Source organism: Pontibacterium sinense, from assembly GCF_015209595.1.
In the GTDB taxonomy this organism is placed as follows: Bacteria; Pseudomonadota; Gammaproteobacteria; order Pseudomonadales; family Balneatricaceae; genus Pontibacterium; species Pontibacterium sinense.
Window position 1 is genome coordinate 117528 of sequence record NZ_JADEYS010000005.1, and the last position, 24531, is coordinate 142058.

Below are 24531 nucleotides of genomic sequence, written 5' to 3' on the forward strand. Positions count from 1 at the left end.
TGAAAGCTTAGGGCGAAACTATCCATGCAGCAGTATCTGGATCTGATGCGAGACATTCTGGAGAGCGGCACCGATAAAGGTGACCGTACCGGCACAGGGACGCGTTCTGTGTTTGGACGTCAGTTACGGTTTGATCTGTCAGAAGGTTTTCCGTTGTTGACGACGAAAAAGGTCCATCTCAAATCGATCATCTATGAGTTGCTCTGGTTTTTGGACGGCAATACGGACAATAACTGGCTGAAAGAACGCGGTGTTTCGATCTGGAATGAGTGGGCGCTCGAAGATGGTGATCTGGGGCCGGTATACGGTAAACAGTGGCGCTCCTGGCAGTGTCCTGATGGTAGTACTGTTGATCAGATCGGTCAGGTGGTTGAGCAGATCAAGCGCACGCCGAACTCCCGGCGTTTGATTGTCAGTGGCTGGAACCCGGCGGATTTGCCGGATGAGACTCAGAGCCCGCAAGACAATGTGCGTAACGGCAAGGCTGCGTTGCCACCATGTCATACCTTGTTTCAGTTTTATGTGCTGGACGGAAAGTTAAGTTGTCAGCTCTACCAGCGCAGTGCTGACTATGTACTGGGCGTGCCGTTTAATATCGCTTCCTATGCATTGTTAACTCACATGATTGCACAGCAGTGTGATCTGGATGTGGGGGACTTTGTGCATACCTTTGGGGATGCTCATCTCTATCAGGATCACATTAATGATCCTGCCATCGTATCTGAGCAGCTGTCTCGTACGCCGCGTGCATTGCCTAAATTGCTAATTAAGCGTAAGCCGGAAAGTCTGTATGACTATCGGTTTGAAGATTTTGAAGTCGTTGATTATGACCCGTATCCTCCGATCCGGGCTGCAGTATCAATCTGAGGAAAGAATATGAGGCTGGCAATCATCGTTGCTCAGGCAGAAAACCGGGTAATCGGGATTAACAATAAATTACCCTGGCATCTGCCGGAGGATCTGCGTTATTTCAAGCAGGTCACGATGTCGAAACCGATCATTATGGGGCGTAAAACCTATGAGTCGATTGGTCGTCCATTGCCGGGCCGAACGAATATTGTAATCTCCAGACAGGCCGGTTATACGCCGGAAGGGGTGAAGGTTGTCCCGTCGCTGGAGTCTGCAATAGAGCTGGCAGAGAGCATTTGTGTAATTGATGGTGCTGAAGAGGCGATGGTGATCGGTGGTGCTCAGATCTATGAGCAGGCGCTACTCCGTGCCGATCGGCTGTATCTGACGCAGGTTCACTCCAGTGTAGAGGGTGATGCCTGGTTCCCGGTGATTGCCATGGAACAGTGGCAAGAAGTTGGGCGCGAGGACTTCACAGCAAAGGAACCAAACCCCTACGATTACAGTTTTATCGTGTTGGACCGGGTGTAACGAAGGATGAAGTAGTATGGCGATCCGTTCGTTGTTGTCTATCCTGGCTGACGGACGCTTTCACTCTGGGCGTGAGCTTGGAGAAGTGCTTGGCGTAAGCCGTAGTGCAATCTGGAAGCAGATCCGCAAGCTGGAAGAGTTCGGCTTGGAAATTTATAGCGTTAAGGGACGTGGTTACCGGGTTCCGGGAGGTCTTGACCTGCTGGATCTGGAGCAGATTGAGACCGTACTGGAGCCATCAGTGCGAGCGAAGCTGAAAACCATTGAACTTGATTTATCTATTCCTTCGACAAATCTGCGAGCCTCGCAGAAGAGTCAGGAGGCTGACTGTCACGGGCATCTGTTCGTGGCCGAGCAGCAAACAGAGGGTCGCGGTCGTCGCGGCCGACCTTGGGAGAGCCCTTTTGGGCGTAATCTCTATTTCTCTTTGGTATGGCGTTTCGAAAACGGTGCCGCTGCGCTGGAAGGATTGAGTCTTCTGGTGGGGTTGAGTCTGGTTAAGGCTTTGCAAAAGCTGGGGGCGGACGAAGTTCAGCTGAAATGGCCCAATGATCTGCTGTGGCGAGATCGTAAGCTGGCGGGCATATTGCTTGAGATGACCGGAGATGCGTCGGGTGAATGTCAGGTCGTGATCGGTATTGGTGTCAATGTGGCGATGCCGATGGATTTTGCTGCCGCGATTGATCAGCCTTGGGTTGATCTACAAACTGCAATGGGTGTGAAGGTTTCACGCAATAATCTGCTGGCGGCGGTTCTGGAAGAGTTGGTGCCAGCGCTTGAGCGGTTTGCGGTTGAGGGCTTTGCGCCGCTAGTGGATCAGTGGCATCAGTGGCACGCCTATCAGGATCAGCCCGTTAATCTGTTTGTTGGTCAGAATACCCTTGAAGGTGTGTGTCGGGGTGTCGATACTAGCGGGGCGCTCTTGTTGGAAACAGCAGAAGGATTGCGCAGTTTTCATGGTGGTGAAGTGAGCGTCAGACGAACAGGATGATCCTTGATATCGATGTGGGCAATACGCTGCTGAAGTGGCGAACGGTGGAGTCGGGTGCGGTGGTTGATCGCGGTCGTCATCCCACCGATCGCTTAACGGCCGAGATGCCAGTGGACTGGCCTGCTCAGATTGATCAGGTTCGTATCTCTAATGTGGCGGGTCCGGCAGTCGCTGCTTTGCTATTGGCATACTGTCAGGCGCGCTGGGGTTGCCAGCCTGAGTTTGCGGTGACCCGTGCGGAAGCGGCGGGTGTTGTGAACAGTTACTCAGATCCATCGCGTATGGGGGTGGATCGCTGGCTGGCAATGCTGGCGGCGTATAACGACTGTCAGCAGGCGTGTTGCGTGGTTGATTGTGGTAGTGCGATCACCGTTGATTATCTGGAAGATGACGGTCGACACCGGGGAGGGTTTATTATCCCTGGTCTGCGTCTGATGTCTGAGAGTCTGCAGCGTAATACCGCAGAGGTGTTGGTTGATCGCACGGTAGATCAGTTTCAGGTAGAGCCTGGTCAGCATACGTCTGCAGCTGTTGCGCACGGTATAAATTTTGCTTTTAAGGCGTTGCAGGAAAAGATAGTCAATGAGCTGGGTGAGTCTGTCGATACCTGTCTCTATATCACCGGCGGTGATGGTGTGCTGTTTCATCAATTGTCAGGTGTGGGTCAGCTGCATCAGGATCTTGTAATGGAGGGTTTGCGCTGGTCGCTGTCCTGAGCCCTTCTCTTTCTATCCCCTTGTCTCTCCCTATTTGATATTCCGTCTATCTAAGGCGTGCGTAAGTTCGTTCCTTTCCTGTCTAAGAATTACCCAATAAAATCAAAGTGCTAACCCTGTTCAAAAGTTTTTCGAAAAAAACTTAAAAAAGTTGGGTTTTGGGGTTGCGTCGTATCTGAGCTGTGGGTAATATACGCGCCACTTCGACGCTGAGCCGGTATAGCTCAGTTGGTAGAGCAACTGACTTGTAATCAGTAGGTCCCGAGTTCGACTCTTGGTGCCGGCACCATTCAGCTGCGAAGTATTGGTAAGGTGGGATTCCCGAGTGGCCAAAGGGATCAGACTGTAAATCTGACGCGAAAGCTTCGGTGGTTCGAATCCACCTCCCACCACCATTTCAGCTTGACCCAAAGCGGGTATGGTATAGTGGCTATTACCTCAGCCTTCCAAGCTGAAGAGGCGGGTTCGATTCCCGCTACCCGCTCCAGCTGGAGTATATGAGTTTTCGCTCATGTAGCTCAGGGGTAGAGCACACCCTTGGTAAGGGTGAGGTCGGCGGTTCAAATCCGCCCATGAGCTCCAGTTTTATGAAGGGCAGATATAGCAATATATCTGCCCTTTGTTATATTTGTTTTTCAAAAAATTATCGCTAGTGGACTGTACTGATGGCTAAAGAACAATTTGAACGCTCCAAGCCGCACGTTAACGTTGGTACGATCGGCCACGTTGACCACGGCAAAACTACACTGACCGCTGCCCTGACTCGCGTATGTGCGGAAGTCTTCGGCGGTGAAATGAAAGCGTTCGATCAGATCGATAACGCTCCAGAAGAACGTGAGCGTGGTATCACTATCGCAACGTCTCACGTTGAATACGATTCTACTATCCGTCACTACGCACACGTAGACTGCCCAGGACACGCCGATTATGTTAAAAACATGATCACTGGTGCTGCGCAGATGGATGGCGCGATTCTGGTATGTGGCGCGACTGACGGCCCTATGCCTCAGACTCGTGAGCACATCCTGCTGTCTCGTCAGGTAGGTGTTCCTTTCATCGTAGTATTCCTGAACAAAGCTGACCTGCTGGCTGAAGATTGCGGCGGCGTTGACTCTGAAGAATACGAAGAGATGCTGGAACTGGTGGAAATGGAACTGCGTGAGTTGCTGGACACTTACGACTTCCCAGGTGATGACACTCCAATCATCGCTGGTTCCGCTCTGATGGCTCTGAACGGCCAGGACGACAACGAGCTGGGTACTACCGCTGTTAAGAAGCTGGTAGAAGCGCTGGATACTTACATTCCAGAGCCAGAGCGTGCTATTGATCAGCCGTTCCTGATGCCTATCGAGGACGTATTCTCTATCTCCGGTCGTGGTACTGTAGTAACGGGTCGTGTAGAGCGTGGTATCGTTAACGTTGGTGACGAAATTGAAATCGTCGGCGTTAAAGAAACTACCACTACTACTTGTACTGGTGTTGAAATGTTCCGTAAGCTGCTGGACGAAGGTCGTGCAGGTGAGAACATTGGTGCGCTGCTGCGTGGTACTAAGCGTGACGAAGTTGAGCGTGGTCAGGTACTGGCTAAGCCAGGTTCCATCACTCCGCACACTCGTTTCGAAGGCGAAGTATACGTACTGTCCAAAGAAGAGGGTGGTCGTCACACTCCATTCTTCAAAGGCTACCGTCCACAGTTCTACTTCCGTACAACTGACATCACTGGTGCTTGTGAGCTGCCAGAGGGTGTAGAAATGGTAATGCCGGGTGACAACATCCAGATGGACGTTACTCTGATCAACCCAATCGCGATGGAAGACGGTCTGCGTTTCGCTATCCGCGAAGGTGGTCGTACCGTTGGTGCAGGTGTTGTATCTAAAATTATCGAATAAAAACCGATAATTAGGTGTTGCCAAACACCGGGGGGGTGCATATAATGTGCCTCCCTATTACGCAGTAGGCCAGTGGCTCAATTGGCAGAGCAGCGGTCTCCAAAACCGCAGGTTGGGGGTTCGAGTCCCTCCTGGCCTGCCAATCCTTCTCGGGATTGGCATCACAAAGCAGTAGCTTTTCTAAAATTCTGAGGCTTCCAAACGTGAACTCTAAAGTGTCTTCCGAAGGTTCAAAATTCGATGCTCTTAAATGGGTAGCGGTTGTGCTGGTGGTTGCCGCCGGAGTTGTAGGTAACTCCATCTACGCGGAAGAATCGCTGTTCTATCGTGTCGTTGTGCTTGTGGTGCTGGCGCTGGTTGCAGGCTTTGTTGCTTTGCAGACGGCTAAAGGGCAGGCATTCTTTAACTTGTTTAAAGAAGCCAAAGCAGAAATTCGTAAGGTTGTATGGCCTACACGTCAAGAGACTGGTCAGACAACGGCAATCGTTGTGGTTGTTGTGTTGATCGTTGGTCTGGCGCTGTGGGGGCTGGATTCATTATTGAGCTGGCTTGTGTCCGGTGTGATCGGTTAAGAGGTTATTGGCATGTCTATGCGTTGGTATGTTGTACATGCGTATTCCGGTTACGAAAAGCGCGTGATGAATACGCTGAAAGAGCGTATTGAGCTGCATGAAATGCAGGATTTCTTTGGTGATGTGCTTGTGCCAACCGAAGAAGTAGTAGAGATCCGCGAAGGTAAGAAGCGTAAGTCCGAGCGTAAGTTCTACCCGGGTTACGTACTGGTGCACATGGATATGAATGATGAGTCCTGGCATCTGGTTAAGAATACTCCTCATGTGCTTGGTTTTATCGGTGGTACTGCAGGCAATCCTGCGCCGATCACTGAAAAAGAAGCAAATGAGATACTGCAGCGCGTTGAAAGTGGTGTAGATAAACCTAGGCCGAAGACAGTCTTCGAGCCGGGTGAAATGGTTCGTGTTACTGACGGTCCGTTTGCTGACTTTAATGGTGTTGTTGAGGAAGTTAATTACGAGAAGAACAGGCTGCAGGTTGCAGTGCTGATTTTCGGTCGCTCCACGCCGGTAGAGTTGGAATTTATTCAGGTCGAAAAGGCCTGAGTTAAGAAAAAGTTGTAAAAAACTCTGCCTCTTGAGGGGTGGGGTTTTTGCGTTTTAAAGAAACGGGGAGCCGCAAGGCGCTTGTACCCAAATGAGGTGATTTCAATGGCTAAGAAGATCGAAGCTTATATCAAGCTCCAGGTCGCTGCCGGTCAGGCTAACCCAAGTCCACCAGTTGGTCCAGCTCTGGGTCAGCACGGTGTAAACATCATGGAATTCTGTAAGGCATTTAACGCTGCTACGCAGAGCATGGAAAATGGGATGCCAATCCCGGTTGTGATTACTGTGTACGCTGATCGCAGCTTCACTTTCATCACCAAAACTCCACCAGCATCTGTTCTGCTGCTGAAGGCTGCAGGCCTGAAGAGCGGTTCCGGTCGTCCTAACACTGAGAAAGTCGGTACTGTTACCCGCGCTCAGCTGGAAGAGATTGCGACTACTAAGATGGCTGACCTGACAGCTGCTGATATGGATGCAGCTGTACGTACTATCGCAGGTTCTGCGCGTAGCATGGGTCTTGTTGTGGAGGGTCAGGAATAATGGCTAAGCTGTCTAAGCGTCAAAAGCTGATCAACGAAAAAGTTGATAGCACTAAACAGTACGCAGTTGCAGACGCTGTTGCACTGCTGACTGAACTGTCTACCGTTAAGTTCAAAGAAACTGTTGAGCTGGCTGTAAATCTGGGTATCGATCCACGTAAATCTGATCAGGTTGTTCGTGGTTCTACTGTACTGCCAAACGGCACTGGTAACGATGTTCGCGTTGCTGTTTTTGCTCAGGGTGAAAACGCTGAGAAAGCAAAAGCTGCTGGTGCAGATGTTGTTGGCTTTGAAGATCTGGCTGAGCAGATCAAAGGCGGCGATCTGGACTTTGGTGTTGTTATCGCAACTCCAGATGCAATGCGTGTAGTTGGTCAGCTGGGTCAGATTTTGGGCCCGCGCGGTCTGATGCCAAACCCTAAAGTTGGCACTGTAACTCCAGACGTTGTTACCGCTGTAAATAATGCTAAAGCCGGTCAGGTGCGTTTCCGTGCTGACAAAAACGGCATCATCCACGCGGGTGTTGGCAAAGTAGATTTCGATGCTGCTGCTGTTAAGAGCAACGTTGAAGCACTGCTGGTTGATCTGAAGAAGGCTAAGCCTGCTTCTGCCAAAGGCGTGTATGTGAAGAAAGTTACTCTGTCCACTACTATGGGACCGGGTCTGACTCTGGATCAGAGTTCTCTGGAATTCTAATTCTGAGTTAAAGGTTTTTTGAGGGTCTTCGTTCCCTCTTAATAGAGACGAAGGCCGTCAAAGACCGCAGGTGGACTGCAGTCTTCTGACTGTAGTTCTTAATGGGAAACCAGCCTGCGCAGACGGTGAGATTCCTTGTGAATCTAAAACCACCGTACTCAAGCTTCGCTTCCCAGTGAAGTGATTGGTAAACAGTCGTAAGACTAAATCCAGGAGTAAATCGTGGCATTAGGACTCGAAGACAAAAAAGCGATCGTCGCTGAAGTCCAGGAAGCTGCTAAAGGCGCTCTTTCAGCGGTAGTTGCGGATTCTCGCGGCGTTGCTGTTGAAGATATGACTGCTCTGCGTAAGCAGGCTCGTGAAGCAGGTGTGTGGCTGAAAGTTGTTCGTAACACACTGGCGCGTCGTGCGGTTGAAGGTACTGACTATGAGTGTCTGGCTGACACTTTCAAAGGTCCGTCCATCATCGCTTTCTCTACCGAACATCCGGGAGCAGGTGCTCGCATCCTGCAGGATTTCGCTAAGGGTAACGACAAGTTCGAGCTGAAAGCAGCAGCATTTGAAGGTGAAGCGGTAGATATCGCTATGCTGGCAAGCTTGCCAACATACGACGAAGCTATTGCGAAGCTGATGATGTGCATGAAAGAAGCAGCAGCTGGCAAGCTGGTCCGCACTATTGCGGCCGTTCGCGACCAGAAAGAAGAGCAGGCTGCGTAAGTTACTTACGCAGGCAGTTTTTAAAAGATTCAACGGGCTATGTGGCCCGAGATTATCAGGAAATACATCATGTCTCTGACTAACGAAGATATCCTTAACGCAATTGCTGAAATGTCCGTTAAGGACGTAGTTGTTCTGATCGAAGCAATGGAAGAAAAATTCGGCGTTACAGCTGCTGCTGCAGTTGTAGCTGGCGGCGCTGCTGGCGGTGACGCTGGTGCAGCTGAAGAACAGACTGAATTTGACGTTGTTCTGACCGCTGTAGGCGATAAGAAAGTAAACGTAATCAAAGCAGTACGTGCTGCAACTGGCCTGGGCTTGAAAGAAGCTAAAGGCATGGTTGACGGCGTTCCAGCGGCTGTTAAAGAAGGCGTTAGCAAAGAAGAAGCTGAAGAACTTAAGACTGCCCTGGAAGAAGCAGGCGCATCTGTTGAAGTTAAGTAATAGCTTCTTTGCATTACAGAGCAGCATATAGCTGCTCGAAGTGCTGATGGCTGGTGGCAAATTGCCACCGGCCTTTTTCCGTTATTTATAGACAGCAAATAATTAACGGCAAGACAGACCGGGAGCACTCCTTCTGGACTGTTTCTCACTTGGTGCACTTGCTGGGGAACACTGATGGCTTATTCATACACTGAAAAGAAACGCATCCGTAAAGACTTCGGCAAATTGCCGCAGGTTATGGATGTGCCTTACCTGCTTGCAATCCAGATCGATTCCTATAAGCGGTTCTTGCAGCAGGGATCCGATGTCGCTGAAGTTCGCGATGAAGGTCTTCACGCAGCGTTTAGTTCTGTTTTTCCAATTGTTTCATATTCCGGAAATGCATCTCTGGAATACGTCGGCTACCGCCTCGGTGAACCTGTTTTCGATGTAAAAGAATGCCAGATGCGCGGTATCACCTATGCTGCACCGCTGCGCGTCAAAGTTCGCCTGGTAATCTACGACCGTGAATCTAGCAATAAAGCGGTTAAGGATATCAAGGAGCAGGAAGTATACATGGGCGAGATGCCCCTGATGACTGATAACGGTACCTTCGTAGTGAACGGTACTGAGCGTGTTATCGTGTCTCAGCTGCATCGCTCTCCGGGTGTGTTCTTTGATCATGACAAAGGTAAAACACATTCTTCCGGTAAGCTGCTTTACTCCGCGCGTATTATTCCTTACCGCGGTTCCTGGTTGGACTTCGAGTTCGACCCGAAAGACAGCCTGTTCGTACGTATTGACCGTCGCCGTAAGCTGCCAGCAACTATTCTGCTGCGCGCGCTGGGCTACAGCTCTGAAGAAATTCTAGATATCTTCTTTGACAATACCTCATGGACACTGGACAAAGATACGATCCGCATGGAATTGGTGCCGGATCGCTTGCGCGGCGAGACCATGACCTTTGAGGTGAAAGATCCTGAAGGTAATGTAATCGTTGAGCCAGGTCGTCGTATTACTCCACGTCACATTCGTCAAATGGCGAAGGCGAACATGGAGCATCTGGAAGTGCCTGCAGAATATCTGGCAGGTAAAGCGATGGGTAAAGACATCGTTGATCCGACTACCGGTGAACTGCTTTGCGCGTCTAACGCCGAGATCACCGAAGACCTGATCGAAAAAATGCAGCACCTTGGCGTAACCGAGTTTGAAACTCTGTACACCAATGAGCTGGATTGTGGCGCGTTTATCTCCGATACCCTGCGTAACGATCCGACTCGCAACCAGCTGGAAGCATTGGTAGAGATCTACCGCATGATGCGTCCTGGCGAGCCGCCAACCAAAGAATCCGCAGAAGCGCTGTTTGAGAACCTGTTCTTTGCAGACGAGCGTTATGATCTGTCCGGCGTTGGTCGTATGAAGTTCAACCGTCGTCTGGGTCGTGATGCAGTCACTGGTCCTGGCGTGCTGGATAAAGAAGATATTCTGGCGGTAATGAAAACCCTGATCGAAATCCGTAACGGTTTCGGTACGGTCGATGATATCGATCACCTGGGTAACCGTCGTATCCGTTCTGTTGGTGAGATGGCAGAGAACCAGTTCCGTGTGGGTCTGGTGCGTGTTGAACGTGCGGTTCGTGAACGTCTGAGCATGGCGGAATCCGATAACCTGATGCCTCAGGATCTGATCAACGCTAAGCCAGTTGCTGCGGCAATCAAAGAGTTCTTTGGTTCCAGCCAGCTGTCCCAGTTTATGGATCAGAACAACCCGTTGTCCGAAGTTACTCACAAGCGTCGTGTATCCGCGTTGGGTCCAGGTGGTCTGACTCGTGAACGAGCGGGCTTTGAGGTGCGAGATGTACACCCGACTCATTACGGTCGTGTATGTCCAATCGAGACCCCTGAGGGTCCGAACATCGGTCTGATCAACTCGCTGGCTGTATTTGCCCGCACCAATGACTACGGTTTCCTGGAAACTCCATACCGTCGTGTTGTTGAGGGTGTGGTTACCGACGAGATCGATTACCTGTCTGCGATCGAAGAGAACAAATACGTTATCGCACAGGCGTCCGCGGAGATGGACGAAGGTAAGCGTCTGGTTGAAGAGCTGGTTAACGTTCGTCACCTGAACGAATTCACCGTGATGGCACCGGATAAAGTCCAGTACATGGACGTATCTCCACGCCAGGTTGTATCTGTTGCGGCATCCCTGATCCCATTCCTGGAACACGATGATGCCAACCGTGCATTGATGGGTTCCAACATGCAGCGTCAGGCTGTTCCAACATTGCGTGCTGATAAGCCGCTGGTTGGTACAGGCATGGAGAGTAACGTAGCACGTGACTCCGGTGTATGTGTGGTTGCCAAGCGTGGCGGTATCGTTGAGTCCGTTGATGCGGGCCGTATTGTTGTAAAAGTACGCGATTCGGAAGTGGGTGCAGGCGATGCAGGTGTAGATATCTACAACCTGACCAAATATACCCGTTCTAACCAGAATACCTGCATTAACCAGCGCCCAATCGTTTTCCCGGGTGATGAAGTTAATGCGCGTGACATCATGGCTGACGGTCCGTCCGTTGATATGGGTGAGCTGGCGTTGGGTCAGAACATGCGTATCGCGTTCATGCCGTGGAATGGTTATAACTTTGAGGATTCCATCCTCATCTCTGAGCGTGTTGTTCAGGAAGACCGTTTTACCACTGTTCACATTCAGGAACTGACCTGTGTGGCGCGTGACACCAAGCTGGGACCTGAGGAAGTGACTTCAGATATCCCTAACGTCGGTGAGTCTGCGCTCGGAAAGCTGGATGAGTCCGGTATCGTTCACATCGGTGCTGAAGTAGGCCCTGGTGATATCCTGGTCGGTAAAGTGACACCTAAGGGTGAGACTCAGCTGACTCCGGAAGAGAAGCTGCTGCGTGCGATCTTCGGTGAGAAGGCGTCTGACGTTAAAGATACGTCCCTGCGTGTTAAGACCGGTACCATCGGTAAAGTTATCGATGTACAGGTATTTACCCGTGATGGTGTGCCTAAAGACGAGCGTGCGCTGTCTATTGAGACCTCTGAGCTGGATTCCATCCGTAAGGATTTGAACGACGAATTCCGTATCGTTGAAGAAGCGGTATTTGAGCGTCTGGAAAAAGCGCTGGTTGGTCTTAAAGCTGACGGTGGTGCAGGTCTGGCGAAAGGCGACGAAATTACGTCTGAGTTCTTATCCGATCTGAAACACTCTGAGTGGTTCAAGATCCGCCTGTCCGATGAAGCTGTTGCAGAGCAGCTTGAGCTGGCTCAGAAACAGCTGGAAGAGCGTCGTGAACAGCTGGATGCCCGTTTCGAAGATAAGAAAGGCAAATTGCAGACTGGCGATGATCTGGCACCGGGTGTGCTGAAGATCGTTAAGGTATACGTTGCAACTAAGCGTCGTGTGCAGCCAGGTGACAAGATGGCAGGTCGTCACGGTAACAAAGGTGTTATCTCCGTGATCATGCCTGTTGAAGACATGCCTTACGACGAAAAAGGCGAGCCAGTCGATATCGTACTGAACCCGCTGGGTGTACCGTCTCGAATGAACGTTGGTCAGATTCTGGAGACCCACATGGGTGCTGCAGCTAAAGGTCTGGGTAACAAGATCAACGAGATGCTGGAAGAAGAGCGCGCTAAAGCCGAGAAGGTTAAAGAGCTGCGTGAATTCCTGGATCGTATCTACAACAGCAAGCTGGGTGGTTGGGAGAATGCCCGTAAAGAGGACCTGGATACCTTCAGCGATGAAGAGATCCTGACCCTGTCGCATAACCTGCGTAAAGGTGTACCTCTGGCAACTCCTGCATTTGATGGTGCGAAGGAAGCAGAGCTTAAAGAGCTGCTGACACTGGCAGATATCGACACCAGCGGTCAGTTCACGCTGTTCGACGGCCGTACCGGTAATAAGTTTGATCGTCCGGTAACCGTGGGTTACATGTACATGCTCAAACTGAACCACTTGGTTGACGATAAGATGCACGCGCGTTCTACCGGTTCTTACAGCTTGGTTACTCAGCAGCCGCTGGGTGGTAAAGCTCAGTTCGGTGGTCAGCGTTTCGGTGAGATGGAGGTATGGGCGCTGGAAGCATACGGTGCTGCATACACCCTGCAGGAAATGCTCACCGTTAAGTCCGATGACGTCAACGGCCGTACTAAGATGTACAAGAACATCGTTGATGGCGATCACCGTATGGAGCCGGGTATGCCGGAATCCTTCAACGTGTTGATCAAGGAGATTCGCTCCCTCGGTATCGATATCGAGCTGGAAAGCGAATAACGGCTTAACCGAAATCAGGCGGGGGTCACCTTGGTGGCCCCAGGCATTAACTCCGTGAGGAGCCAGAAATAATGAAAGATTTGCTGAATCTGCTTAAATCTCAGGGCCAGTCTGAAGAGTTTGACTCCATCCGTATTGGATTGGCGTCACCGGAGATGATCCGCTCCTGGTCTTATGGTGAGGTTAAAAAGCCGGAAACCATTAACTACCGTACTTTCAAGCCTGAGCGCGAAGGTCTGTTCTGTGCCAAGATTTTTGGCCCGGTCAAAGACTATGAGTGCCTGTGTGGTAAGTACAAACGCATGAAGCACCGTGGTGTTATCTGCGAGAAGTGTGGCGTTGAAGTAACCCTGGCAAAAGTTCGTCGTGACCGTATGGGCCACATTGAGCTGGCGTCTCCTGTCGCGCACATCTGGTTCCTGAAATCACTGCCGTCCCGCATCGGTCTGATGTTGGATATGACGCTGCGTGATATCGAACGTGTTCTGTATTTCGAATCATTTGTTGTGATCGATCCGGGTATGACTACCCTGGAACGTGGTCAGTTGATGAACGATGAGCAGTACTTCGAAGCACTGGAAGAATTCGGTGATGACTTCGATGCGCGTATGGGTGCAGAGGCGGTGAAAGAACTGCTGGCATCGATCGATCTGGAAGGCGATATCCAGATCCTGCGTGAAGAACTGCCACAGACAAATTCTGAAACCAAGATCAAGAAACTGTCCAAGCGTCTGAAACTGCTGGAAGCTTTCTTCAAGTCTGGCAATAACCCAGAATGGATGATCATGGAAGTACTGCCGGTACTGCCACCTGATCTGCGTCCTCTGGTACCGCTGGATGGTGGTCGATTCGCGACATCCGATCTGAACGATCTGTACCGTCGTGTTATCAACCGTAACAACCGTCTGAAGCGCCTGTTGGATTTGAATGCACCGGACATCATCGTACGTAACGAAAAACGTATGTTGCAGGAATCCGTTGATGCATTGCTGGATAACGGTCGTCGTGGTCGTGCCATTACTGGTTCGAACAAGCGTCCGCTTAAATCTCTGGCAGACATGATCAAAGGTAAGCAGGGTCGTTTCCGTCAGAACCTGCTGGGTAAACGTGTTGACTACTCCGGTCGTTCCGTAATCGTAGTAGGTCCGTACCTGCGTCTGCACCAGTGTGGTCTGCCTAAGAAGATGGCACTGGAGCTGTTCAAGCCATTTATCTTCTCCAAGCTGGAGCTGCGTGGTCACGCAACGACCATTAAGGCTGCGAAGAAGATGGTTGAGCGTGAAGAGCCGCTGGTATGGGATATCCTCGACGAAGTTATCCGCGAGCATCCGGTTCTGCTTAACCGTGCACCAACCCTTCACCGTCTGGGTATTCAGGCGTTTGAGCCCGTACTGATCGAAGGTAAAGCGATTCAGCTGCACCCTCTGGTATGTGCGGCATACAACGCTGACTTTGATGGTGACCAGATGGCGGTACACGTACCGCTGACAATTGAAGCGCAGCTGGAATCCCGCGCGCTGATGATGTCTACCAACAACGTGCTGTCTCCTGCGAACGGTGAACCAATCATCGTACCGTCTCAGGACGTTGTATTGGGTCTGTATTACATGACCCGTGAGCGTGTAAATGCTCAGGGTGAAGGTATGGTCTTCTCCAACATCGAAGAGGTGGAGCGTGCACACGGTGCCGGTCAGGTGTCTTTGCAGGCGAAAGTTCGTGTGCGTATCACCGAGACCATTCGTGACATTCAGGGTAATGTTGAAACCCGCACGGAAGTAAAAGAAACCACTGCAGGTCGTGCTTTGTTGTTCGCGATCGTTCCGGATGGCTTGCCATATGAGCTGGTCAACCAGAACATGAAGAAGAAGGCGATCTCTCGACTGTTGAACGAGGCGTATCGTCGCTGCGGTCTGAAAGATACTGTTATCTTTGCTGACCAGTTGATGTATACCGGTTTCCGTCAAGCGACGATGTCCGGAGCTTCCATCGGTGTAAACGATTTCGTTGTGCCGGATGAGAAAGTAGACATCATCGGTGAAGCTGACGCAGAAGTTAAAGAGATCGAACGTCAGTTCGCAGACGGCTTGGTAACTGCGGGCGAGAAATACAACAAAGTTGTTGATATCTGGTCCCGTGCCAACGAATTGCTGGCGAAGAAGATGATGGACAACCTGAAAACCGAGCCGGTGATTAACCGTGAAGGTGAAGAGGTTGAGCAGGAGTCTTTCAACTCCGTATATATGATGGCCGACTCCGGTGCACGAGGTAGTGCAGCGCAGATTCGTCAGCTGGCAGGTATGCGTGGTCTGATGGCGAAGCCGGATGGCTCGATCATCGAAACGCCAATCACCGCGAACTTCCGTGAAGGTCTGAACGTACTGCAGTACTTCATCTCGACCCACGGTGCTCGTAAAGGTCTGGCTGATACCGCACTGAAAACAGCAAACTCCGGTTACCTGACACGTCGTCTGGTAGATGTGGCACAAGATAACGTGATCACTGAGCACGACTGTGGTACCGAAGAAGGTCTGCTGATGACGCCGCTGATTGAAGGTGGTGATGTTGTAGTGGGTCTGGGTGATCGAATTCTGGGTCGTGTAATCGCGCGTGACGTATTGGATCCGGAAGGTAATCTTCTGATCGAAAACGGCGAGTTGATGGACGAAGCTTGGATTCATCTGCTGGAAAACGACGAAAAATACTCCTCAATCGATGAGGTGATCGTTCGCAGTGCAATTACCTGTGAAACGCGTCATGGTATTTGTGCGTGCTGTTACGGTCGTGATCTGGGTCGTGGCCATCAGGTTAATCCGGGCGAAGCTGTGGGTGTTATTGCTGCACAGTCTATCGGTGAGCCAGGTACACAGCTGACCATGCGTACGTTCCACATCGGTGGTGCTGCATCCCGAGCAGCTGCTGTCGACAGTGTTCAGGTTAAAAATGGCGGTGAAATTCGTCTGCATAATCTGAAGTATGTAGAGCGTCCTGACGGTGCTTTGGTTGCAACCTCTCGTTCCGGTGAGCTGGGTGTAACAGATGAGCACGGTCGTGAGCGTGAGCGCTACAAGCTGCCATACGGCTCTGTGATCAAGACTAAAGATGGCAAGTCTGTAAACGCTGGCGACATCGTAGCTAACTGGGATCCGCATACTCACCCAATCATCACTGAAGTAGGTGGTAAGGTTGAGTTTGCAGGGATGGAAGATGGCATCACTGTTAAGCGTCAGACGGATGAGCTGACAGGTCTGTCCACCATCGAGGTTCTCGATGCGAAAGACCGTCCGCAGGCGGGTAAAGATATCCGCCCATTGATCAAGCTGGTTGACGCTAACGGCGAAGATATCATCTTGACTAACGGTGCTCCTGCGACATACTTGCTGCCGGCTAAGGCGATCCTGAACCTGGCGGCAAACGCTGAGGTACAGGCAGGTGATGTACTGGCACGTATCCCTCAGGAAGGTACGGTCAACAAGGACATCACCGGTGGTCTGCCACGCGTAGCTGACTTGTTTGAAGCGCGTAAGCCAAAAGAGTCCGCGATTCTGGCTGAGATCTCCGGTACCGTAACGTTCGGTAAAGAAACCAAAGGCAAGAAGCGTTTGGTTATCAGTCCGAAGGACGGTGATCCGATTGAGATCATGATCCAGAAATGGCGTAACCTGAACGTGTTCGAAGGCGAGCAGGTTGAAAAGGGTGAGGTTATTTCCGATGGTCCATCTAACCCGCACGATATTCTGCGTGTACTGGGTGTAGGTGAGCTGGCGAAATATATCACTTCCGAAATTCAGGACGTTTACCGCCTACAGGGTGTAATCATCAACGACAAGCACATCGAAGTTATCGTACGTCAGATGTTGCGCAAAGTTGAGATCCTGTCGTCTGGTGACTCCAGCTTCATTCCGGGTGATCAGGTTGAATACCAGGCTGTTGTGGCTGAGAATGCTCAGCTTGAAGCAGATGGTAAGATCCCGGCGAAGTTTGAACGAGTCCTGTTGGGTATCACTAAGGCATCTCTGGCAACAGAATCCTTCATCTCTGCTGCATCCTTCCAGGAGACTACTCGAGTCTTGACTGAAGGTGCGGTGACCGGCAAGCAGGACTTCCTGCGCGGCCTGAAGGAAAACGTTGTTGTGGGTCGTTTGATCCCAGCGGGTAGCGGTCTTGCATACCATGCCGAGCGTAAGCGCAAGAAAGCGCAGCCGGAAACTGGTACAGCAACCGTGAGTGCGGAAGAAGTGCAACAGGCACTGACCGAAGCACTGAACGCTTCAATGCCAGACGCTGAATAAATTTTATTCAATGTTTGACGTTATGGGTCGGAATTGAGTACAATTCCGGCCCCTTTTGTGACTGGATTAATTTCAATTCAGTTTTTTATGGTGCCCATCAAAACGTGGAGTTTGCTAAATAATGGCAACTATTAACCAGTTGGTGCGCAAGCCTCGTAAACGTAAGGTGCAAAAAAGTGACGTTCCTGCTCTGCAGGCATGCCCACAGCGCCGTGGCGTGTGTACCCGTGTTTACACTACTACCCCGAAGAAACCGAACTCAGCATTGCGTAAAGTATGCCGTGTTCGTCTGACCAACGGATTTGAAGTGACTTCCTACATCGGTGGTGAAGGCCACAACTTGCAGGAACACTCCGTTGTACTGATTCGCGGTGGTCGTGTAAAAGACCTTCCGGGTGTACGCTACCACACTGTTCGCGGTTCTCTTGACTGCTCCGGTGTGAATGATCGTAAACAAGGCCGCTCCAAGTACGGTACCAAACGTCCTAAGTCTTAATCGCCATCCCTAATGGCGAGGCTAAGCAGCGGTCTTTAAGTAGGCCGCTGGCGCGCTAAACCAGACAGGATAAGAGTAAGGCGGGTGTCGTTTGACTACCTGAATACCTGAAGACCTTTTTAAATTTGAGGGCTTATCAATGCCTAGAAGAAGAGTTGCTGCGAAGCGCGAAATTCTGCCGGATCCGAAATTCGGTAACACAATTCTGGCAAAGTTTATCAACCACGTAATGATCAGCGGTAAGAAATCTGTTGCTGAGAAAATCGTGTACGGAGCACTGGACAAAATCCAGGAGCGCTCTGACCAGGATCCTCTGGAAATCTTCGACAAAGCGCTGGAAACAGTTCAGCCTATGGTCGAAGTAAAGTCCCGCCGTGTCGGTGGTGCTACTTACCAGGTTCCTGTTGAAGTACGTCCTAGCCGTCGTATGGCCTTGGCTATGCGTTGGTTGGTAGATGCATCTCGCGGTCGTGGTGAAAAATCCATGGCGCTGCGTCTGGCTGGTGAGCTGGCTGATGCTGCAGAAGGCCGTGGTGCTGCTGTGAAGAAACGTGAAGACGTTCATCGCATGGCTGAAGCGAACAAAGCATTCGCTCACTACCGCTTCTAAGCTGCTGAGGATTGAGTTGTGGCTCGTAAAACTCCTATCGCACAATATCGTAACATCGGTATTTGTGCGCACGTAGATGCTGGCAAGACCACTACCACTGAGCGTGTCTTATTCTACACCGGTCTATCCCATAAAATTGGTGAGGTGCACGATGGTGCAGCTACCATGGACTGGATGGAGCAGGAGCAGGAGCGAGGTATTACGATTACCTCTGCTGCGACTACTTGTTTCTGGAAAGGGATGAATCAGCAGTTTGAAGACCACCGTATCAACATCATCGATACACCAGGGCACGTTGACTTCACAATTGAAGTAGAGCGTTCTCTGCGAGTACTGGATGGTGCTGTGGTTGTGCTTTGTGCATCGTCCGGCGTGCAGCCTCAGACTGAGACTGTATGGCGGCAGGCGAATAAATATGAAGTGCCACGTATGGTGTTCGTCAATAAGATGGACCGTATGGGTGCGGATTTCTTCATGGTCGTAGACCAATTGAGGGATCGCCTGGGTGCAACTGCTGTGCCGATCAATTTCCCGATCGGTGCGGAAGATGAGTTTAAGGGTGTCGTAGATCTGATTCTCATGAAAGCTATCATGTGGAATGAGGCGGATCAGGGCATGACTTACGAGCTGCAGGATATCCCTGCAGACCTCCAGGATAAAGCCGAAGAGCTGCGTGAAGAAATGGTCGACGCTGCAGCCGAGGCATCCGAAGAGCTGATGGACAAATACCTTGAAGAGGGTGAGTTGTCCGCAGAAGAAATTAAAGCGGGTCTGCGTCAGCGCACGCTGGATAACGACATTGTTCTGATGCAGTGTGGTTCTGCGTTCAAGAACAAAGGCGTTCAGGCGGTGCTTGATGCTGTCATCGAATATATGCCGTCTCCGGTCGAAGTTAAAGCGATCGAAGGTACGCTTGATGACGCAGCAGAAACTGTCGCAACTCGCGAAGCTGATGACGAAGCGCCGTTTGCGGCGCTGGCGTTTAAGATCGCAACTGATCCATTCGTAGGTACGCTGACTTTCGTGCGTGTGTATTCCGGTGTTCTCAACTCTGGCGACAGTGTGATGAATTCCGTGAAAAGCAAGAAAGAGCGTGTTGGTCGTATGGTGCAGATGCACTCTAATAACCGTGAAGAGATCAAAGAGGTTCGCGCAGGCGACATCGCGGCTCTGATCGGTATGAAGGATGTAACGACCGGTGACACTTTATGTGCGACCAATAACGTTATCGTTCTGGAGCGTATGGAGTTTCCGGAGCCGGTTATCTCTGTTGCGGTTGAGCCAAGGTCCCAGGCGGATCAGGAAAAAATGGGTATAGCGCTGGGTAAGCTGGCGCAGGAAGATCCTTCTTTCCGGGTAGAAACTGATCAGGAAACGGGTCAGACTATCATTTCCGGCATGGGTGAGCTTCATCTGGATATTCTCGTGGATCGAATGAAGCGAGAGTTCAAGGTTGAAGCAAACATCGGTAAACCACAGGTTGCCTACCGCGAAAAAATTCGCCAGTCAGTTAACGCAAACCATAAGTTTGCGCGACAGTCTGGTGGTCGTGGTCAGTACGGTCACGTTGTGATTGAGTTCAGTCCGTCTGATAAAGAGGGTCTGGAGTTTATCAACGAGGTTGTGGGTGGTGCGATTCCGAAGGAATTCATCCCGGCGATCGAAAAAGGTATCACCGAGCAAATGCAGAACGGTGTTATCGCAGGCTACCCGCTTATTGGTCTGAAGGCTCGTCTTCATGATGGGTCCTTCCATGAGGTTGACTCCAACGAGATGGCGTTTAAAATCGCGGCATCTCAGGCGCTTAAGAAGTACGCGCAGGATGCCAGTCCATGCTTGTTAGAGCCGATGATGAAAGTAGAGGTGGTCACTCCTGAGGAGTACATGGGCGATGTGATGGGTGACCTGAACCGTCGTCGTGGCCTTGTTCAGGGTATGGAAGACAGCTCTTCCGGTAAGGTCATCAATGCACAAGTACCATTGGGTGAAATGTTCGGATACGCAACAGATTTGCGCTCCGCTACCCAAGGTCGTGCGACCTACTCTATGGAATTTGAAGATTACGCTGAAGCGCCAAAAAATGTCGCTGATGCGGTTATCAATCAGAATTAATTATTGCCCTTTCGTTTAAGAGGTATTAACCGTGGCTAAAGAACAATTTGAACGCTCCAAGCCGCACGTTAACGTTGGTACTATCGGCCACGTTGACCACGGCAAAACTACACTGACTGCTGCTCTGACTCGCGTATGCGCGGAAGTTTTCGGCGGTGAAATGAAAGCGTTCGATCAGATCGATAACGCTCCAGAAGAACGTGAGCGTGGTATCACTATCGCAACGTCTCACGTTGAATACGATTCTACTATCCGTCACTACGCACACGTAGACTGCCCAGGACACGCCGATTATGTTAAAAACATGATCACTGGTGCTGCGCAGATGGATGGCGCGATTCTGGTATGTGGCGCGACTGACGGCCCTATGCCTCAGACTCGTGAGCACATCCTGCTGTCCCGTCAGGTAGGTGTTCCTTTCATCGTAGTATTCCTGAACAAAGCTGACCTGCTGGCTGAAGATTGCGGCGGCGTTGACTCTGAAGAATACGAAGAGATGCTGGAACTGGTAGAAATGGAACTGCGTGAGCTGCTGGACACTTACGACTTCCCAGGTGATGACACTCCAATCATCGCTGGTTCTGCTCTGATGGCTCTGAACGGCCAGGACGACAACGAACTGGGTACTACCGCTGTTAAGAAGCTGGTAGAAGCACTGGATTCTTACATTCCAGAGCCAGAGCGTGCTATTGATCAGCCGTTCCTGATGCCTATCGAGGACGTATTCTCTATCTCCGGTCGTGGTACTGTAGTAACAGGTCGTGTAGAGCGTGGTATCGTTAACGTTGGTGACGAAATTGAAATCGTCGGCGTTAAAGACACTACCACTACTACTTGTACTGGTGTTGAGATGTTCCGTAAGCTGCTGGACGAAGGTCGTGCAGGTGAGAACATTGGTGCACTGCTGCGTGGTACTAAGCGTGACGAAGTTGAGCGTGGTCAGGTACTGGCTAAGCCAGGTTCCATCACTCCGCACACTCGTTTCGAAGGCGAAGTATACGTACTGTCCAAAGAAGAGGGTGGTCGTCACACTCCATTCTTCAAAGGCTACCGTCCACAGTTCTACTTCCGTACAACTGACATCACTGGTGCTTGTGAGCTGCCAGAGGGTGTAGAAATGGTAATGCCGGGTGACAACATCCAGATGGACGTTACTCTGATCAACCCAATCGCGATGGAAGACGGTCTGCGTTTCGCTATCCGCGAAGGTGGTCGTACCGTTGGTGCAGGTGTTGTATCTAAAATCATCGAATAATATTCGCTGATTGACAGAAAAAGGCTCCCGGACAGGGGGCCTTTTTTTTGGTTAAAAAATAAGCTTGACCGAATATCCTTATGCAAGTAGTATTTGCGTCCCCTACATAGTAGGGGTGGTCGGCTTTGCCGTAATATAATTCGTTAGGAATTGTGTGATCGAAATGCAGAATCAGAAAATTCGTATTCGTCTGAAAGCCTTTGATCATCGCCTGATCGACTCCTCCGCGCAGGAAATTGTAGATACTGCGAAACGGACGGGTGCTCAGGTGCGTGGCCCGATCCCACTTCCAACCCGCAAAGAACGCTACACAGTTCTGGTTTCTCCTCACGTGAATAAAGATGCACGTGATCAGTATGAAATCCGTACTCACAAGCGTGTTCTGGACATCGTTGAGCCAACTGAGAAAACAGTTGACGCACTGATGAAGCTGGATCTTGCTGCGGGTGTAGAAGTGCAGATCAGCCTCGGCTAATCAAAAGGCACTGCGCAGATTTAATTTATTAATGAAGCGCTTTTTTAGTGTGGAATGCTCTGGGAAGGGCAGCCGTAGTGGGTAACAGCCCCGTACACAACTGGCAAGAGGTTTTAAAGAAATGTCTGTAGGTCTTATCGGACGTAAAGCGGGTATGACGCGCATCTTCGCAGAAGATGGCGTATCCGTGCCAGTCACCGTCATCGAAGTGGAACCGAACCGTGTAACTACTGTGAAAACAGCAGATACCGACGGCTACGCAGCGGTACAGGTTACTACCGGTTCTAAGAAGGCTAATCGCCTGTCTAAGCCGGAAGCGGGTAACTTCGCCAAAGCTGGTGTAGAAGCCGGTCGAGGTTTGTGGGAGTTCCGCCTGTCAGGTGACGAAGAAGTCAACGTTGGCGATGAGCTAACTGTTGCGCGCTTCGAAGCAGGTCAGAAAGTAGATGTTACTGGTCAGTCTAAAGGTAAAGGTTTCCAGGGCGGCATTAAGCGCTGGAACTTCTCCATGCAAGACGCGACTCATGGTAACTCTCTATCTCACCGTGCTCCGGGTTCTATTGGTCAGTGTCAGACTCCTGGCCGCGTGTGGAAAGGCAAAAAAATGGCAGGGCACATGGGTGCTGCACAGGTAACTGTACAGACTCTGGAAGTCGTTCGCGTAGATGTTGAACGTAACCTGCTGTTGATCAAAGGTGCTGTTCCGGGCGCAACCGGCGGTGACGTAATCGTTAAACCGGCTGTTAAAGTCGGCGCCTAAGGGGGTTTGAAATGAATCTGAATTTAGCTGGAGCTAACGGTTCGGTAGAAGTTTCCGACCTGGCTTTTGGTAAAGAATTCAACGAAGCGCTAGTACATCAGGTTGTTACGGCATACCTGGCTGGCGCTCGTCAGGGTACTAAAGCCCAGAAAAACCGCTCCGCGGTATCTGGTGGTGGTGCTAAACCTTGGCGTCAGAAGGGCACCGGTCGTGCTCGTGCGGGTACTTCCCGTTCTCCAATCTGGCGTACTGGTGGCGTAACGTTCGCTGCACAGCCACGTGACCATGCTCAGAAAGTAAACAAGAAAATGTACCGCGCTGCTATGCGTTGCATCTTCTCTGAGTTGGTTCGTCAGGATCGCTTAGTGGTTGTAGAAGATTTCGCTCTGGAATCTCCTAAAACTAAACAGTTTGTGGCCAAGCTGAACGAGCTTGACCTGTCTAACGTACTGCTGATCACTGCAGACGTGGAACAGAATCTGTACCTGGCTGCGCGCAACGTACCACACGTTGACGTACGCGATGCTGCGGGTGTTGATCCAGTAAGCCTGGTCGGTTTCGACAAGGTGCTGGTCACTGTTGCTGCGCTGAAGAAGGTTGAAGAGGTGCTCGCATGAACCAGGAACGCATCTTCCAAGTGCTGTTGGGTCCGCACATCTCTGAAAAGGCAACCATCGTAGCTGAAGGTTCTCAGCAGGTGGTGTTCCGCGTTACTAAAGACGCTACCAAGCCAGAAATCAAGAAAGCGGTTGAAGAGCTGTTCGACGTCAAAGTTAAAGGCGTGAACATCGTCAACGTTAAGGGCAAGACCAAGCGCACTGCGCGTGGTTTCGGCAAGCGCAATGATGTACGTAAAGCGTATGTCTGCCTGGCTGACGGCTCTGAGATTGATTTCCTCGGTGGCGAGTAATTAGGGGTTTAAAAAATGGCATTGATCAAAACTAAGCCGACCTCTGCTGGACGTCGTCATGTCGTTAAAGTGGTAAGTGCTGACCTTCACAAAGGTAAGCCTTACGCGCCGCTGGTTGAGAAAAAATCCAAAAGCGGTGGTCGTAACCACTACGGTCGTATCACTACTCGTCACGTAGGTGGTGGTCACAAACAGCAGTACCGTGTTATCGATTTCCGTCGTAACAAAGATGGAATCCCAGCCGTTGTAGAGCGTCTGGAATACGATCCTAACCGTTCCGCACACATCGCTCTGTTGAAATACGCAGACGGTGAGCGTCGTTACATCATCGCACCTAAAGGTGTTGCTGCTGGTTCCCAGATCAAATCTGGTACTGACACTGACATCAAGCCGGGCAACTGCATGCCGTTGCGCAACATCCCTGTGGGTTCTGTTGTTCACTGCATCGAGTTGAAGCCTGGTAAAGGCGCTCAGATGGCACGTTCTGCGGGTACTTCTGCTCAGCTGGTCGCGCGTGAAGGTGCTTATGCAACTCTGCGTCTGCGTTCTGGTGAGATGCGTAAAGTCCTTGTTGACTGTCGCGCAACTCTGGGTGAAGTAAGCAACTCTGAACACTCCCTGCGTCAGCTGGGTAAAGCTGGTGCTAAGCGCTGGCGTGGTGTTCGTCCAACCGTTCGCGGTGTTGCAATGAACCCGGTTGATCACCCACATGGTGGTGGTGAAGGTCGTACCTCTGGTGGTCGTAACCCTGTTACTCCATGGGGTGTACCAACCAAGGGTTATAAGACCCGTAAGAATAAGCGTACCGATAAATTGATCGTACGCCGTCGTCAAGCCAAATAATTAGGTTGAGGATACA

General features: G+C 50.9%; 22 protein-coding genes and 5 tRNA genes. All 27 read left to right on the plus strand.

The window, feature by feature from the left end; all coding sequences use genetic code 11:
- Positions 1-24: 24 nt before the first annotated feature.
- Positions 25-867 carry a thymidylate synthase gene (locus IOQ59_RS06540; RefSeq protein WP_193952476.1) on the plus strand — a complete coding sequence of 281 codons (843 nt, stop codon included), beginning with the start codon at positions 25-27 and terminating at the stop codon, positions 865-867.
- Positions 868-876: 9 nt separating this feature from the next.
- Entirely contained in the window at positions 877-1380 is a 504-nt protein-coding gene (gene folA / locus IOQ59_RS06545; RefSeq protein ID WP_193952477.1) for a type 3 dihydrofolate reductase, read from the plus strand.
- A 16-nt stretch (positions 1381-1396) separates the two neighbouring features.
- A complete protein-coding gene (birA, locus tag IOQ59_RS06550) occupies positions 1397-2371 on the plus strand; it encodes a bifunctional biotin--[acetyl-CoA-carboxylase] ligase/biotin operon repressor BirA (RefSeq protein WP_193952478.1) in 975 nt (324 codons plus the stop codon).
- On the plus strand, positions 2368-3087 hold the full coding sequence (locus tag IOQ59_RS06555) for a type III pantothenate kinase (protein ID WP_193952479.1): 720 nt from the start codon (positions 2368-2370) through the stop codon (positions 3085-3087). Before birA ends, IOQ59_RS06555 begins: the two co-directional genes overlap by 4 nt.
- 213 nt (positions 3088-3300) lie before the next feature.
- Positions 3301-3376: transfer RNA gene (locus tag IOQ59_RS06560), tRNA-Thr, on the plus strand.
- Between the two features lie 22 nt (positions 3377-3398).
- A tRNA-Tyr gene (locus IOQ59_RS06565) sits at positions 3399-3482 on the plus strand.
- Positions 3483-3499: 17 nt separating this feature from the next.
- Positions 3500-3574 (plus strand) — tRNA-Gly (locus IOQ59_RS06570).
- 20 nt (positions 3575-3594) lie between these two features.
- Positions 3595-3669, plus strand: a tRNA-Thr gene (locus IOQ59_RS06575).
- Between the two features lie 83 nt (positions 3670-3752).
- The gene (gene tuf, locus IOQ59_RS06580; RefSeq protein ID WP_193952480.1) at positions 3753-4976 is read left to right on the plus strand and encodes an elongation factor Tu; all 1224 of its coding nucleotides are present in this window, start codon (positions 3753-3755) and stop codon (positions 4974-4976) included.
- A gap of 66 nt (positions 4977-5042) precedes the next feature.
- Positions 5043-5118 (plus strand) — tRNA-Trp (locus IOQ59_RS06585).
- 61 nt (positions 5119-5179) lie between these two features.
- Complete coding sequence (gene secE / locus IOQ59_RS06590; RefSeq protein WP_193952481.1) at positions 5180-5548, plus strand: preprotein translocase subunit SecE; 369 nt, start codon at positions 5180-5182, stop codon at positions 5546-5548.
- Positions 5549-5560: 12 nt separating this feature from the next.
- Entirely contained in the window at positions 5561-6094 is a 534-nt protein-coding gene (nusG, locus tag IOQ59_RS06595) for a transcription termination/antitermination protein NusG (RefSeq protein WP_193952482.1), read from the plus strand.
- A gap of 105 nt (positions 6095-6199) precedes the next feature.
- Positions 6200-6634: a 50S ribosomal protein L11 gene (rplK, locus tag IOQ59_RS06600; RefSeq protein ID WP_193952483.1), complete on the plus strand. Its 435-nt coding sequence runs from the start codon at positions 6200-6202 to the stop codon at positions 6632-6634.
- Entirely contained in the window at positions 6634-7329 is a 696-nt protein-coding gene (rplA, locus tag IOQ59_RS06605) for a 50S ribosomal protein L1 (protein WP_193952484.1), read from the plus strand. Before rplK ends, rplA begins: the two co-directional genes overlap by 1 nt.
- 222 nt (positions 7330-7551) lie before the next feature.
- Positions 7552-8046 carry a 50S ribosomal protein L10 gene (gene rplJ, locus IOQ59_RS06610; RefSeq protein WP_193952485.1) on the plus strand — a complete coding sequence of 165 codons (495 nt, stop codon included), beginning with the start codon at positions 7552-7554 and terminating at the stop codon, positions 8044-8046.
- 69 nt (positions 8047-8115) lie between these two features.
- Positions 8116-8490 carry a 50S ribosomal protein L7/L12 gene (gene rplL, locus IOQ59_RS06615; protein WP_193952486.1) on the plus strand — a complete coding sequence of 125 codons (375 nt, stop codon included), beginning with the start codon at positions 8116-8118 and terminating at the stop codon, positions 8488-8490.
- 174 nt (positions 8491-8664) lie between these two features.
- Positions 8665-12765: a DNA-directed RNA polymerase subunit beta gene (gene rpoB / locus IOQ59_RS06620; protein WP_193952487.1), complete on the plus strand. Its 4101-nt coding sequence runs from the start codon at positions 8665-8667 to the stop codon at positions 12763-12765.
- 71 nt (positions 12766-12836) lie between these two features.
- A complete protein-coding gene (rpoC, locus tag IOQ59_RS06625) occupies positions 12837-17054 on the plus strand; it encodes a DNA-directed RNA polymerase subunit beta' (protein WP_193952488.1) in 4218 nt (1405 codons plus the stop codon).
- Positions 17055-17175: 121 nt separating this feature from the next.
- The gene (gene rpsL, locus IOQ59_RS06630) at positions 17176-17550 is read left to right on the plus strand and encodes a 30S ribosomal protein S12 (RefSeq protein WP_193952489.1); all 375 of its coding nucleotides are present in this window, start codon (positions 17176-17178) and stop codon (positions 17548-17550) included.
- A 139-nt stretch (positions 17551-17689) separates the two neighbouring features.
- A complete protein-coding gene (gene rpsG / locus IOQ59_RS06635) occupies positions 17690-18160 on the plus strand; it encodes a 30S ribosomal protein S7 (RefSeq protein WP_193952490.1) in 471 nt (156 codons plus the stop codon).
- An 18-nt stretch (positions 18161-18178) separates the two neighbouring features.
- On the plus strand, positions 18179-20272 hold the full coding sequence (gene fusA / locus IOQ59_RS06640) for an elongation factor G (RefSeq protein ID WP_193952491.1): 2094 nt from the start codon (positions 18179-18181) through the stop codon (positions 20270-20272).
- Between the two features lie 31 nt (positions 20273-20303).
- Positions 20304-21527: an elongation factor Tu gene (tuf, locus tag IOQ59_RS06645; RefSeq protein ID WP_193952492.1), complete on the plus strand. Its 1224-nt coding sequence runs from the start codon at positions 20304-20306 to the stop codon at positions 21525-21527.
- 163 nt (positions 21528-21690) lie between these two features.
- Positions 21691-22002: a 30S ribosomal protein S10 gene (rpsJ, locus tag IOQ59_RS06650; RefSeq protein WP_027857456.1), complete on the plus strand. Its 312-nt coding sequence runs from the start codon at positions 21691-21693 to the stop codon at positions 22000-22002.
- Between the two features lie 121 nt (positions 22003-22123).
- Positions 22124-22762, plus strand: coding sequence for a 50S ribosomal protein L3 (gene rplC, locus IOQ59_RS06655; RefSeq protein WP_193952493.1), 639 nt, complete (start codon positions 22124-22126; stop codon positions 22760-22762).
- Positions 22763-22773: 11 nt separating this feature from the next.
- A complete protein-coding gene (gene rplD / locus IOQ59_RS06660; protein ID WP_193952494.1) occupies positions 22774-23379 on the plus strand; it encodes a 50S ribosomal protein L4 in 606 nt (201 codons plus the stop codon).
- Positions 23376-23672: a 50S ribosomal protein L23 gene (rplW, locus tag IOQ59_RS06665; RefSeq protein ID WP_193952495.1), complete on the plus strand. Its 297-nt coding sequence runs from the start codon at positions 23376-23378 to the stop codon at positions 23670-23672. Before rplD ends, rplW begins: the two co-directional genes overlap by 4 nt.
- A gap of 15 nt (positions 23673-23687) precedes the next feature.
- Positions 23688-24515 carry a 50S ribosomal protein L2 gene (rplB, locus tag IOQ59_RS06670; protein ID WP_193952496.1) on the plus strand — a complete coding sequence of 276 codons (828 nt, stop codon included), beginning with the start codon at positions 23688-23690 and terminating at the stop codon, positions 24513-24515.
- Positions 24516-24531: the final 16 nt, after the last annotated feature.

What these genes read in the sequence shown, in the direction of transcription:
- IOQ59_RS06540 (WP_193952476.1), top strand. Translation starts at nt 25, where the DNA reads ATGCAGCAGTATCTGGATCTGATGCGAGACATTCTGGAGAGCGGCACC.
- folA (WP_193952477.1), top strand. Translation starts at nt 877, where the DNA reads ATGAGGCTGGCAATCATCGTTGCTCAGGCAGAAAACCGGGTAATCGGG.
- birA (WP_193952478.1), top strand. Translation starts at nt 1,397, where the DNA reads ATGGCGATCCGTTCGTTGTTGTCTATCCTGGCTGACGGACGCTTTCAC.
- IOQ59_RS06555 (WP_193952479.1), top strand. Translation starts at nt 2,368, where the DNA reads ATGATCCTTGATATCGATGTGGGCAATACGCTGCTGAAGTGGCGAACG.
- tuf (WP_193952480.1), top strand. Translation starts at nt 3,753, where the DNA reads ATGGCTAAAGAACAATTTGAACGCTCCAAGCCGCACGTTAACGTTGGT.
- nusG (WP_193952482.1), top strand. Translation starts at nt 5,561, where the DNA reads ATGTCTATGCGTTGGTATGTTGTACATGCGTATTCCGGTTACGAAAAG.
- rplK (WP_193952483.1), top strand. Translation starts at nt 6,200, where the DNA reads ATGGCTAAGAAGATCGAAGCTTATATCAAGCTCCAGGTCGCTGCCGGT.
- rplA (WP_193952484.1), top strand. Translation starts at nt 6,634, where the DNA reads ATGGCTAAGCTGTCTAAGCGTCAAAAGCTGATCAACGAAAAAGTTGAT.
- rplL (WP_193952486.1), top strand. Translation starts at nt 8,116, where the DNA reads ATGTCTCTGACTAACGAAGATATCCTTAACGCAATTGCTGAAATGTCC.
- rpoB (WP_193952487.1), top strand. Translation starts at nt 8,665, where the DNA reads ATGGCTTATTCATACACTGAAAAGAAACGCATCCGTAAAGACTTCGGC.
- rpoC (WP_193952488.1), top strand. Translation starts at nt 12,837, where the DNA reads ATGAAAGATTTGCTGAATCTGCTTAAATCTCAGGGCCAGTCTGAAGAG.
- rpsL (WP_193952489.1), top strand. Translation starts at nt 17,176, where the DNA reads ATGGCAACTATTAACCAGTTGGTGCGCAAGCCTCGTAAACGTAAGGTG.
- rpsG (WP_193952490.1), top strand. Translation starts at nt 17,690, where the DNA reads ATGCCTAGAAGAAGAGTTGCTGCGAAGCGCGAAATTCTGCCGGATCCG.
- rpsJ (WP_027857456.1), top strand. Translation starts at nt 21,691, where the DNA reads ATGCAGAATCAGAAAATTCGTATTCGTCTGAAAGCCTTTGATCATCGC.
- rplC (WP_193952493.1), top strand. Translation starts at nt 22,124, where the DNA reads ATGTCTGTAGGTCTTATCGGACGTAAAGCGGGTATGACGCGCATCTTC.
- rplD (WP_193952494.1), top strand. Translation starts at nt 22,774, where the DNA reads ATGAATCTGAATTTAGCTGGAGCTAACGGTTCGGTAGAAGTTTCCGAC.
- rplW (WP_193952495.1), top strand. Translation starts at nt 23,376, where the DNA reads ATGAACCAGGAACGCATCTTCCAAGTGCTGTTGGGTCCGCACATCTCT.
- rplB (WP_193952496.1), top strand. Translation starts at nt 23,688, where the DNA reads ATGGCATTGATCAAAACTAAGCCGACCTCTGCTGGACGTCGTCATGTC.